The organism is Roseovarius tibetensis (genome assembly GCF_050896375.1).
Taxonomy (GTDB): domain Bacteria; phylum Pseudomonadota; class Alphaproteobacteria; order Rhodobacterales; family Rhodobacteraceae; genus Roseovarius; species Roseovarius tibetensis.
Genome location: NZ_JBPBBB010000004.1, coordinates 167,421 through 178,363 on the forward strand (window position 1 = coordinate 167,421; position 10,943 = coordinate 178,363).

9 protein-coding genes are annotated in these 10,943 nt (G+C 66.0%); 3 read left to right on the forward strand and 6 right to left on the reverse strand.

Annotated features, from left to right (window positions below; all coding sequences use genetic code 11):
* Nucleotides 1-28: 28 nt before the first annotated feature.
* Nucleotides 29-565, reverse strand: coding sequence for a thioesterase family protein (locus tag ACROSR_RS04850; RefSeq protein WP_432682647.1), 537 nt, complete (start codon nucleotides 563-565; stop codon nucleotides 29-31).
* A gap of 141 nt (nucleotides 566-706) precedes the next feature.
* Here ACROSR_RS04850 and ACROSR_RS04855 point away from each other — a divergent pair, with 141 nt between their 5' ends.
* The 3 genes from ACROSR_RS04855 to yaaA all read left to right on the forward strand — a co-directional run bounded on the left by ACROSR_RS04855 (nucleotide 707) and on the right by yaaA (nucleotide 3,904).
* Complete coding sequence (locus ACROSR_RS04855) at nucleotides 707-994, forward strand: YggT family protein (protein ID WP_432682648.1); 288 nt, start codon at nucleotides 707-709, stop codon at nucleotides 992-994.
* Nucleotides 995-1,073: 79 nt separating this feature from the next.
* Entirely contained in the window at nucleotides 1,074-3,110 is a 2,037-nt protein-coding gene (recQ, locus tag ACROSR_RS04860) for a DNA helicase RecQ (protein WP_432682649.1), read from the forward strand.
* 32 nt (nucleotides 3,111-3,142) lie between these two features.
* Complete coding sequence (gene yaaA / locus ACROSR_RS04865; RefSeq protein WP_432682650.1) at nucleotides 3,143-3,904, forward strand: peroxide stress protein YaaA; 762 nt, start codon at nucleotides 3,143-3,145, stop codon at nucleotides 3,902-3,904.
* On the opposite strand, the gene ACROSR_RS04870 is transcribed toward yaaA, so the two are convergent.
* From ACROSR_RS04870 to ACROSR_RS04890, 5 genes are all read right to left on the reverse strand, one after another.
* The gene (locus ACROSR_RS04870; protein ID WP_432682651.1) at nucleotides 3,892-6,066 is read right to left on the reverse strand and encodes a response regulator; all 2,175 of its coding nucleotides are present in this window, start codon (nucleotides 6,064-6,066) and stop codon (nucleotides 3,892-3,894) included. The two genes, yaaA and ACROSR_RS04870, sit on opposite strands and share 13 nt — an antisense overlap.
* A gap of 86 nt (nucleotides 6,067-6,152) precedes the next feature.
* Nucleotides 6,153-7,328, reverse strand: a complete 1,176-nt coding sequence (locus ACROSR_RS04875; protein ID WP_432682652.1) for an acetyl-CoA C-acyltransferase family protein — start codon at nucleotides 7,326-7,328, stop codon at nucleotides 6,153-6,155.
* Nucleotides 7,329-7,905: 577 nt separating this feature from the next.
* A complete protein-coding gene (locus tag ACROSR_RS04880) occupies nucleotides 7,906-8,625 on the reverse strand; it encodes a metallophosphoesterase family protein (RefSeq protein WP_432682653.1) in 720 nt (239 codons plus the stop codon).
* A 258-nt stretch (nucleotides 8,626-8,883) separates the two neighbouring features.
* On the reverse strand, nucleotides 8,884-9,342 hold the full coding sequence (locus ACROSR_RS04885; RefSeq protein WP_432682654.1) for a DNA polymerase III subunit chi: 459 nt from the start codon (nucleotides 9,340-9,342) through the stop codon (nucleotides 8,884-8,886).
* A 4-nt stretch (nucleotides 9,343-9,346) separates the two neighbouring features.
* A complete protein-coding gene (locus tag ACROSR_RS04890; RefSeq protein WP_432682655.1) occupies nucleotides 9,347-10,816 on the reverse strand; it encodes a leucyl aminopeptidase in 1,470 nt (489 codons plus the stop codon).
* Nucleotides 10,817-10,943 lie beyond the last annotated feature (127 nt).

The window sequence follows — 10,943 nt, forward strand, 5'->3', positions numbered from 1 at the left end:
CTTGGGCGTGCAAGCTATTCCTGCCCGGTCACTCCTGCATGGGCGGCCAGGGCCGAAGGGCGTCGGCCTCGATCCACCCGCGCACCCATTCGGGCTGTGCGGGGCGGGGCGTGTCGGCGCCAAGCTCTGCGATCACGGTCTCGGGCGGGATGATTCCCGGCTTGCCGGTGACAGCGGTGCGATAAAGGATGTGATTGGCGCAGTGGCCGTCGCGCGTCCACATCGACTGCTCGATATAGACGAACTTGTCGTCCCACCAGACCACGCGCGAGCGCATCTCGACCCGCTCGAACACGCGGACGCGGCGGCGGTAGCGGATGCTTGCCCCGGCAATGGTCAGGCCCCAGCGGTTGCGCTTGAGCACCGCGATCAGTCCGGCGCGCCCTGCCAGCGGAATGCGGCCAAGGTCGTACAGTGTCAGCGTGCGCCCGTTATTGAGCTCGCGCCACAGGTCGATATCCCACGGCAGGCAGTAGTGCTGCGACACATGCGTGCCGGTGACCGGCAGTGGCGCGGACTTGCGGTGTTTGTATAGCTGCCACATCAGGCGGACGACAGGGTACATAAGCGGTCTCCTTCGGGGGGCGGCTTGGCACCGGCGCGCCGGGCGGTCAACCGCGACCGTGCGTCAGACTTGCGCTTTCAGGCAGGCTCGCTTAGGGCCTGATCGCGCAAGATCCAACGACGTTCAGAAGGACAAACGCCCATGCAATCGCTTTACCAGATCCTGATGCTGCTGCTCGATATCGTTTGGTTCTTCATCATCGCGCATGTGATCATGTCCTGGCTCATCAATTTTCAGGTTCTCAACCTGCGACAGCAATTCGTGGCGCAGATCTGGTATGGCCTCAACCGGTTGCTGGAGCCCCTGTACTCGCCGGTCCGCAATATACTGCCGCCCATGTCGGGCATCGATCTGGCGCCTCTGGTGGTGCTGGTGGGCGTTTACGCGCTGCGCATCGTCCTTATCAACAACGCGGCGGCGTTTTACTGATCGCGGGCCTTGCCCCCCGAATTGTGGTGTGAAACAGTACTTGTGACAGCATATATGGTATAAACTCACAGGTTCGCCCATGCAAAGCGCCGTAACGCTTCTGCGCGACGTCTTTGGATTCGACGCGTTTCGTCCCGGACAGGAAGAGATCGTCCACACCGTCGCCACGGGCTGCAACACGCTGGCGATCATGCCGACGGGCGGCGGCAAATCCCTGTGTTTCCAGTTGCCCGCGTTGATGCGCGACGGGGTCACCGTCGTGATATCGCCGCTGATCGCGCTGATGCGCGATCAGGTGCGCGCGCTGAAGGCGGCCGGGGTCGAGGCCGGCGCGTTGACCTCGGGCAATACCGAAGAGGAAACCGCCGAGGTCTGGGAAAAGCTGGAATCCGGTCGTCTGCGCCTTCTCTACATCGCGCCCGAACGGCTGTCGGCGGGATCGGCCATCGGCATGTTGCGGCGGATCGGCGTCGGCCTGATCGCGGTGGACGAGGCGCATTGCGTCAGCCAATGGGGGCACGATTTCCGGCCCGATTACCTGCGGATCGGCGAATTGCGGCGCGCGCTGGGTGTCCCGCTTGCGGCCTTCACCGCCACCGCCGACGCCGAAACCCGCGACGAGATCGTCGCGAAGCTGTTTGATGGCCAGCCGCCGCAGATCTTCCTGCACGGTTTTGACCGGCCCAACATCCACCTTGCCTTCCAGCCCAAGGACGGGCCGCGCCGCCAGATCATGGAGTTTGCCGAGGCGCGCAAGGGACAGTCGGGCATCGTCTATTGCGGCACGCGCGCCAAGACAGAAAGCCTAGCACAGGCGCTGGGCCAATCCGGGCACGCGGCCTGCGCCTATCACGGCGGGATGGAGGCCGATCAGCGCCGCCATGTCGAACAGCGCTTCAACACCGAGGACGGGCTGATCGTGGTCGCGACCGTGGCCTTCGGCATGGGCGTGGACAAGCCCGATATCCGGTGGGTCGCGCATGCCGACCTGCCGAAATCCATCGAGGCCTATTACCAGGAAATCGGGCGCGCAGGCCGCGACGGGGCACCGGCCGAGACGATGACGCTGTTCGGTCCCGACGATATCCGCCTGCGCCGGTCGCAGATCGACGAGGGGCTGGCCCCGCCAGAACGGCGCATGGCCGATCACGGGCGGCTGAACGCCCTGCTGGGGCTGGCCGAGGCGCTGACCTGTCGCCGGGTGGCGCTGCTGCGGTATTTCGGGGAAGAGGCCGCGCCCTGCGGGCATTGCGACCTGTGCGAAACCCCGCCCCAGTCCTTCGACGGTACCGCAGCGGTGCGCAAGGCGCTGTCGGCGATCCTGCGGACCGAGGAACGCTTCGGCGCGGGGCATCTGATCGACATCCTGACGGGGCAGACCACCGACAAGGTCACCGCGCGCGGTCACGACCGCCTGCCCACCTTCGGGGTGGGACGCGACATCGACAAGCGCGGCTGGCAGGGGGTGTTCCGCCAGATGATGGGGCACGACCTTGTGCGCCCCGATCCCGAGCGTCACGGCGCGCTGGTGATGACCGAGGCCGCGCGCCCGATCCTGCGCGGCGAAGAGGCGATCACCCTGCGCCGCGAGACAGCCCCCCGCGCACCGCGCCCGGCGGTCAAGGCGCTTGTCTCGGACGAGGATGCGCCGCTTCTGTCTGCGCTCAAGGCGAAACGCCGGGCATTGGCCGAAGCGGCCGGCGTGCCCGCCTATATCGTCTTCAACGACCGGACCCTCATCGAGATGGCCGAGACGCGGCCCGCCAATCAAGATCAGATGGCCCGGATCGGCGGGGTCGGTGCGACCAAGCTTGAACGGTATGGCGCGGCGTTCCTGGCGGTCATCAACGGCGGAACCGAGACCGTGCACCCGACTCGTCGCAAGCTGGCCGGGGGGGCCGCGGGCGAAGTCTACGACCAGTTGATCGAGGTGCAGGCGCAGCTTGCGCGCGGACCGGACGGCATCGACAAACCGCTCAGCTGTTCGGCCGCGGCGCTGGCCAAGGTGGCCCGACAGCGTCCGCGCGACAGCGATGAGATGGCCCGGCTTATCGGCGAGAAATATACCGAACGATTCGGTCCCGCATTTCTGGACGTCCTGCGCATGGCGGATTAACTCCACCGGTACCGTTACATAGGAATGCACATATGCTGGTTGTCGTCTCGCCCGCCAAGAAACTCGACATGAGTCCCGCCCCCGGCGTAACGCCGACCCGGCCCGCCTTTCACGCGCAGGCCGAGGACCTGGCATCGGTGGCGCGTGGATTGAGTGTCGGCGATCTGCAGGACCTGATGAAGATCAGCGAAAAGCTCGCCCGGCTCAACGCCGACCGGTTCGCAGAGTTCGGCACGATGGAGGCCAAGCCGGCCGCGCTTGCCTTTGCGGGCGACACCTATCAGGGTCTGGAAGCAGACAGTCTCGATCCCGAAGAGATGGCTTGGGCGCAGGATCATTTCCGGATTCTGTCGGGGCTTTACGGGCTGCTGCGCCCGCTTGACGCGATAGAGCCGTACCGCCTGGAAATGGGCAGCCGCCTCAAGACCGCGCATGGCAAAACGCTTTACGACTACTGGGGCGACACGATCGCAACGGCGCTCAACGCACAGGCGGCCGCGATCGGGTCCGACACGCTGGTGAATTGCGCCAGCCAGGAATATTTCGGGGCCGTGGACCGCGCCGCGCTGGACCTGCGGGTGATAACCCCGGTCTTCATGGAAGAAAAGGCGGGCACGCCGAAGGTCGTCAGCTTCTATGCGAAGAAGGCGCGGGGGGCCATGGCCCGTTTCATCATCCAGCATCGTCTGACCGATCCCGAGGCTCTCAAGGATTTCGACATGGGCGGTTATCGGTACAATGGCGACATGTCGGATGGCGACAGCTTCGTTTTCCTGCGCGATTACCCGGCCTGAGCATCGGCAACGTCCGAGACCGGCTGACGTGCGTCATCGGGGCGTGCGTCGACAATCCGCGCGATGATCGCCTCCTTGCGCAGCGGTTTGGTCAGGTAGTGATCGAGGCCCGCCGCAAGGATTTCGGCATCGTCGCCCTTTATGGCATGTGCCGTCATGGCGACAATGGACACATGCACCCCGCTGTCGGATTCGATCGTGCGTATCGCGCGGGCCGCGTCCTTTCCGTCCATTTCGGGCATGGATATGTCCATGAAGATGATGTCGGGATCAAAACGTTCGTAGAGTTCAACCGCCTCACGGCCGTTTTCGGCGAATTGCAGGTCGATATCGAGGGACTTGACCATCTTGGAAAACACCAGACGGTTGGTCTTGTTATCCTCGGCCGCGAGCACGCGCATCGGTCTTGGCCCGGCCCCTGCATGATCTGCGTTGGGGTCTGGGGCGACGGCGCAGAGCGCGTCGATCAAGGCGCGGCGCGGCGCGGGTTTGTGGACCACCGCCTGCACGCGAGTGCGGCCCGGTTCCCGATCTGCCTGTCCGGCGTTCCGGCTGAACAGGATGATCGGCATCTCGTGGCCCGCACCGCGCAGCGCCTCGGCCAGTTCGAGCCCGTCCATTTCGTCCATGGTATGCTCGCACAGGATCACGTCGATGTCGCCATCGACAAGGTCGAGCGCCTCGGCCGCGCTGCCGCAGCCGAGCACGTCAAGGTTCAGGCCGGATAGCTGGCGGGTCAGGATCGCGCGGTTCGCCTCTTGCGGGTCGACGATCAGGGCGCGCCGCAGGCCGGCGGGCAGGCGTGGCTCCCATGTCGTGTCGGGGTTTGCCACCGGCAGCGTCACGGAAAATCCGAAGGTCGATCCCACGCCCGGCACGGATTCGACCCAGATCTCGCCCTGCATCAGCTGGACCAGCTTTTGCGAGATCGCGAGACCAAGCCCGGTACCCTCGAACTTGCGGTTCCTCTCGTCGTCCACCTGGTTGAATTCGCCGAAGATATGCTCGACCTTTTCGGGTGGAATGCCGATCCCGGTATCCTCGATGCTGACATGCACGGTGGCCGTCTCGCCGTGCCCTTGGGGCACGCCGGTCACCCGGACAAGGACATGCCCCGCCTCCGTGAACTTCAGGGCATTGCCCAACAGGTTCGTCAGGATCTGGCGGATCCGCCCCGGATCACCGATCAGGCCGGTGGGCAGGAAAAGATCGTACTCGACCAGCAGATCCAGCCCCTTGTCGCGCGCGGTCGTCTGCATCAGCGTCACCAGCTCGTGAATGCAATGTTCCAGATCAAAGGGCACCGCCTGCAGCGACAGCTTGTCGGCCTCGATCTTGGAGTAGTCGAGCACGTCGTTGATGATCTCCAGCAGCGCCTCGCCGGAATGCTTGATGGTCGAGGTATAAAGCCGCTGTTCCTCGGTCAGGTCGCTGTCCAGCAGCAGATCCGCCATGCCGACCACACCGTTCATCGGCGTGCGGATCTCGTGGCTCATGTTGGCAAGGAAGGTGGACTTGGCCCGGTTGGCCATCTCGGCCCGGCGGCGGGCCTCCTTGAGATCCTTTTCATAGCGGATCGATGCGCTGATGTTCTGGACGAGGCTGACGACATCGCCGCCATGGCCGCGACGGTCGGTGAGCTTGATGTAGTGGCCGTTCCAGAGGCGGATCACATCGGAGGCGGGATTGTCCTGCTGCCATCGGTCGAGCATGCGCTCGCGCCACTCATGGGGTTTCAGATCGCCGATATCGACGATGCCCTCTTCGGTGAGAACCTGCAGGATCTCGATATAGCTGACACCGGGCCTGACGACCTCGACCCCGTCGAAGACCGCAAGCCACGCCTCGTTGGCGGCGATCATGCGGCTGTCGGCATCGAAGAAGGCGAACCCGTCCTGGATCGTCTGGATCGAATGCCACAGCCGCCGTTCGGCAATCTCGACCTTTTCATGTGCGACGCTGAGATCCGATTTGACGCGGATATTCTCGTCGCGCACGGTCTGAACTTCGGCGCGGGTGTCGTGGATCTCGTTTGACAGGGCGCGCGCGTGGTTGCCCAGCTTGCGGTTGGCGGCCTGCAATTCCGCCTGTTTCTGTTCCAGCAGCCGTTCGGCGGCCAGTCTGGCGCGTCGTTCCTCTGCCAGCTTGTTGGCAAGGGTCATGCCCATCCTCCGACCTGCCGGACCGTGTTTGTGTCACAATCCGGCATCGTCGTGAACAGGCGGTTAACGCGCGCGGGAATGTCCGGTCAGAGCGCCTCGATGGCAATGGCGATGCCCTGGCCACCGCCGATGCACATGGTGATCAGCGCGCGTTTGCCGCCGGTGCGCTCCAGCTCGTACAGCGCCTTGACGGTCAGGATGGCGCCCGTGGCGCCCACGGGGTGGCCCAGTGCGATCGCGCCGCCATTCGGGTTCACGCGGCCGGCATCAAGGCCCAGCCCCTTGTTGACCGCAAGCGCCTGCGCCGCAAACGCCTCGTTCGATTCCACGACGTCGAAATCGCTGGCACTCAGCCCGGTCTTCTCCATCAGGCTCTGGACGGCGGGGATCGGGCCGATGCCCATCACCTCGGGGCGGACGCCGGAATGCGCATAGCCAAGGATCCGCGCACGGGGTTTCAGGCCCGCGGCCTCGGCCGCCTCGGCGCGCGCCAGCACCAGCGCCGCCGCTCCGTCGTTGATACCGCTGGCATTGCCGGCGGTTACGCTGCCGTCCTTCTGGAAGGCCGGGCGCAGGCCGGCGAGTCCTTCGGCGGTGGTGGGCTTGGGGTGTTCGTCGGTCTCAAACGCCACCATGTCGCGCTTTACCCGCACTTCGACGGGCACGATCTGTGACTTGAACCGCCCTTCCTCGATCGCGACGCCCGCCCGGCGCTGGCTTTCCAGCGCGAAGGCGTCCTGATCGGTGCGGCTGATATCGTGCTCCTTCGCGACGTTGTCGGCGGTCACGCCCATGTGGCCCGACCCGAAGGGACAGGTCAGCGTGCCCACCATCATGTCAAGCGACTTGATATCGCCCATCTTGGCGCCCCAGCGTTGATCGGGCACGATGAAGGGCGAGCGGCTCATGTTCTCGACACCGCCGGCGAGGCCGAAATCGGCATCGCCCAGCATCAGGGACTGGACGACGGACACGACGGCTTGCGCGCCCGACCCGCAGAGGCGGTTGACGTTCATCGCGGGCGCGGTGTCGGGGATGCCGGCGTCGATGGCGGCGACCCGGCTGACATACATGTCGCGCGGTTCGGTGTTGATGACGTGGCCGTAGACGACATGGCCGATCTGCCCGCCCTCGACGCCCGCACGTTTCATCGCCTCTTTCGCCACGAGCGCGCCAAGCTGCGTGGGCGGCGTTCCGGCAAGCTTGCCGCCAAAGGTGCCGATGGCGGTGCGGCAACCGTCGAGTATCACGATGTCGGTCATGGGGTCCTCCTGTGAATCCTGTCGGGACGACCCTAGCGACTTGGCCCCGCGCTTGGCAACGATCATCGGCGGGGCTGCGTAAAGGGTGTACGTTTTTCACCCCTGATGTGTACACAAACCCGCGGCTTGCCGCGGCGGCGCTTGGGTGGTTTTGCCAATCACCCCATCCGCCCCTGTCGCGCGAGTGTAGTGCCATGACCATCCGGACCGATGCCGGTATCCGACGATTGCCTGTACAGGACGACCTGACCCGCGCCGACGAGACGCTGATCAAGACTTGCCGGGCGGATGAGCCGACGGTTCTGGGCGAGGATTTACCCGACGGCCCGAGCGACGCCCGCACCGTCCACGCCGACCTGCTGCGTCATCTTTCGGCAACATCTTCATCGACCGGGTCTCAACCGCTACCGCACGGAACAAGGCGCGCCGCCGCGCATCGCCGCGCCCCGGCCCTTCTCTGCGCGGGCCGCTTTTCCGTGCGGGGCCTCTTGGCGGGGTGGGGCGCTTTGGGGCTGAGAGATCGTCCGGTCGAGCCGGACAATGACCAGGGGCCGGCAAGTGGGCTGCGGAGTGACGCTCAGGGGCAGAGGGCGATGCGGCCCGTGCTTGACAGAAGCCAGCCATTGGTGCCCTCGAACACCGCGGGCCAGAGTGGGTGACCGTAGCCCGCCCCGGCGTCGAGGTCGACGCGGTTGCCGAAATATTGCGGGAACTCGAGCGCGGTGTGCCCGTGCACCACGAGCCATGGATGCGCGCCCTCGTAGTCGAGAAAGCCGTTGCGGATCCATTGAAGATCCTCGGGCCGCTGGTCTTCAAGCGGTATGCCGGGGCGGATGCCGGCATGCACGAAGAGCAGATCGCCGTCCTCATGCCAGAGCGGCAGGCCGGCCAGCCAGTCGCGATGCGCCTGCGGCACGGCGTCTTGGGCCGCGCGCCATGCGGCGGCATCGTTTTCTTCGGTCACGCCGTAGGAGGCCAGCGTTTCCGCCCCGCCCAGCCGGTGGTCTCGCCACGACAGGCCCGACTTGATCTGCGCGAAGTGCAGGCTGCCCGTGTCGAGGAAATCAAGAAACATCTGGTCGTGATTGCCGCGCAAGACGGTCCAGGGGTGACCGTCGGCCTGGCCCTGCATCAGGCGTTCGATCACCGTGCGGCTGTCGGGGCCGCGATCCACGAGGTCGCCGAGAAAGACGATGCGGGCGTCGGGCCCGCCATCGCGCGCGACCAGCGCGAGGGCTTGTTCAAGCTGGGCGGCCTGCCCGTGAATGTCGGGGATGGCGTAGATCGGATCCGTCATTGGGGCGGTAAAGCGTGGTGCGGGGGGAATGTCCAGAGGGGGGGCGTGGCGCCGGGTGCTCAGGCGCGGAATCGAGGCGCGCTTGCGCGCCGCCGCGCATCGCCGGGCCGCCCCCCGGCACGGCGATTTGGCTGACACCTGCGCGACGCTCGGATGTCGTTCGGGGCTGCCGACATCAAGTGCTGTCGCCCATGGCTTGGATCGCCGCACCGCGGCCCGTCGATGCGCGGCTTTCCCCGACTTTCGGGAAATGCCGCCTTATCTCTCGGCCTTCTTTTCCCAGCGGCCGGACTCTTCGGACCAGTATTGTGCGGCACAGCCCGCGTGGGTCAGGGTCTTCCACTGGCCGCGGGCCCGGTCCAGCGCCGTGGCGTCGTTGCCGTCGAAGAGGATGCAGACGCGCGACAGCGCGGCGACCTCGTCGGGCGCTACCTCGGCACCGTCGACGGCCATCACGCAGGTGGCCCCGTTGGGATGGTCCGCCGTGGTGGTCAGCAGCACCGGCTGGTCTGCATCATGCGGCCCGCCGGCCAGCCCGTGCGGCAGGAACCCGTCCTCGGGGCCCAGCCAGAGCTGCCGGTCGAGCCAGTCGAGGCGGTCGGGGTCCGTGCCGCGCACCGCGACCCGCCAGCCCGCCCCGAGCGCCTTTTGCAGCAGTTGCGGCAAGGTGGCCTCGAGCGGGCGGCGCGTCAGGTGGTAGAAATAGGCGGCGCCCATGCCGTCAGCCTTCCAGCATGTCCGCCACCAACCGGTTGAGGGTCATGACCCCCCAGCCCGACGCGCCCTTTGGGGCATAGGTCGTTTCCGCCTTCACATGGGCGACGCCGGCAATGTCGAGATGCACCCACGGCATGTCATCCTTGACAAAGCGATGCAGGAATTCCGCTGCGGTGATGGTGCCTGCCGGACGCCCGCCCGCGTTCTTGACGTCGGCGATATCGCTTTTCATCATGTCGGCATAGGCCTTGCCCAGGGGCATCCGCCACAGGCCCTCACCCTCGGCCTTTGCGGCCTTCAGCACCGCGTCGCAGAGCGTGTCGTCGGTGCTGAGCGCCGCGGCATTCTCGTGCCCGAGGGCGACGATGGCGGCCCCGGTGAGGGTAGCGAGGTCGATCACGCCGCGAGGCTTGTAGGTTTCCTGCGCATACCAAAGCACATCGGCCAGAACCATGCGGCCCTCGGCATCGGTGTTGATCACCTCGATCGTGTCACCCTTCATCGAGGTCACCACGTCGCCAGGTCGCGTGGCGCGGTCCGACACCATGTTTTCCACCAGCCCCACAAGGCCCACGACATTCGCGCGCGCCTTGCGCCGGGCCAGCGTGCGCATGACGCCCGCGACTACGCCGGCGCCGGCCATGTCCATCGTCATGTCTTCCATGCCCTGCGCGGGCTTGATGCTGATGCCGCCGGTATCGAAGATCACGCCCTTGCCCACCAGCGCCAGCGGCGCATCGCCGGCGTCGCCACCCTGCCATTCCATCACCGCGAGCTTGGAGGGGCTGGCACTGCCCAGGCCGACGCTGAGCAATGCGCCCATGCCCAGCTTTTCCATGTCGGTCTCTTCAAGGATGGTGACCTTGAGACCGAGATCCTGCATCGCCGCGATCCGACGCGCGAACTCGCTGGTGGTCAGGTGGTTGGCCGGTTCGCTGACGAGATCGCGGGTGAAGAACACGCCATCGGCGACGGCGAGGGCCGGTGCGGCCTCGGCCTCTGCGTCCTCGGGATTGGCGACCATCGCGGTGATCCGGCGCGGCGCGGGGCGTTCCACCGATTTGTGGTCGGTGAAGTCATAGCCGCGCAGGACCGCGCCCAGCACCACCTGAACCGGCCGCTTGAGGCTGCCGCCCAGGATCAGCAGCGGCCCGTCGCCCATGGCGCGGCCAAGCCCCACACCGGCGCGACGGCTGTCCTCTATGCCGGCATTGCGGGGCAGCACGACGATATCCAGCGCCTCGGCGGCCATGCCAGCGGGCCAGGCGAGCGTCAGCACGTCGCCGGGGGATTTCTTGTCCAGCGTGCCCGATTCGACGATGCGGGCCAGCGTGCCCTTGGTCACGCGATTCACCCGCCGCGCGGCTTGATCGAGCTTGCCATCGGGGGTGACACAGACCGCGACACGCCCCTCGGCGGTGGCGATCGTGTCGAGATCGGTCTCTGTGAAGGTGACGGACGCGGGCGTGGTCATCGAAGGACTCCTGTATTTTCCCTGTTTCGCCAGACCTAGCGCGCCATGCACCTGAACGCCAGTTAGCAGTTTTCCCGGTGCATCAATTCGGCTAGTCTGGCCGACACGTGCTGTCATGGGGGACAAT

Coding starts and splice junctions, on each gene's coding strand:
- ACROSR_RS04850 (WP_432682647.1), bottom strand. CDS start 565: ATGTACCCTGTCGTCCGCCTGATGTGGCAGCTATACAAACACCGCAAG.
- ACROSR_RS04855 (WP_432682648.1), top strand. CDS start 707: ATGCAATCGCTTTACCAGATCCTGATGCTGCTGCTCGATATCGTTTGG.
- recQ (WP_432682649.1), top strand. CDS start 1,074: ATGCAAAGCGCCGTAACGCTTCTGCGCGACGTCTTTGGATTCGACGCG.
- yaaA (WP_432682650.1), top strand. CDS start 3,143: ATGCTGGTTGTCGTCTCGCCCGCCAAGAAACTCGACATGAGTCCCGCC.
- ACROSR_RS04870 (WP_432682651.1), bottom strand. CDS start 6,066: ATGACCCTTGCCAACAAGCTGGCAGAGGAACGACGCGCCAGACTGGCC.
- ACROSR_RS04875 (WP_432682652.1), bottom strand. CDS start 7,328: ATGACCGACATCGTGATACTCGACGGTTGCCGCACCGCCATCGGCACC.
- ACROSR_RS04880 (WP_432682653.1), bottom strand. CDS start 8,625: ATGACGGATCCGATCTACGCCATCCCCGACATTCACGGGCAGGCCGCC.
- ACROSR_RS04885 (WP_432682654.1), bottom strand. CDS start 9,342: ATGGGCGCCGCCTATTTCTACCACCTGACGCGCCGCCCGCTCGAGGCC.
- ACROSR_RS04890 (WP_432682655.1), bottom strand. CDS start 10,816: ATGACCACGCCCGCGTCCGTCACCTTCACAGAGACCGATCTCGACACG.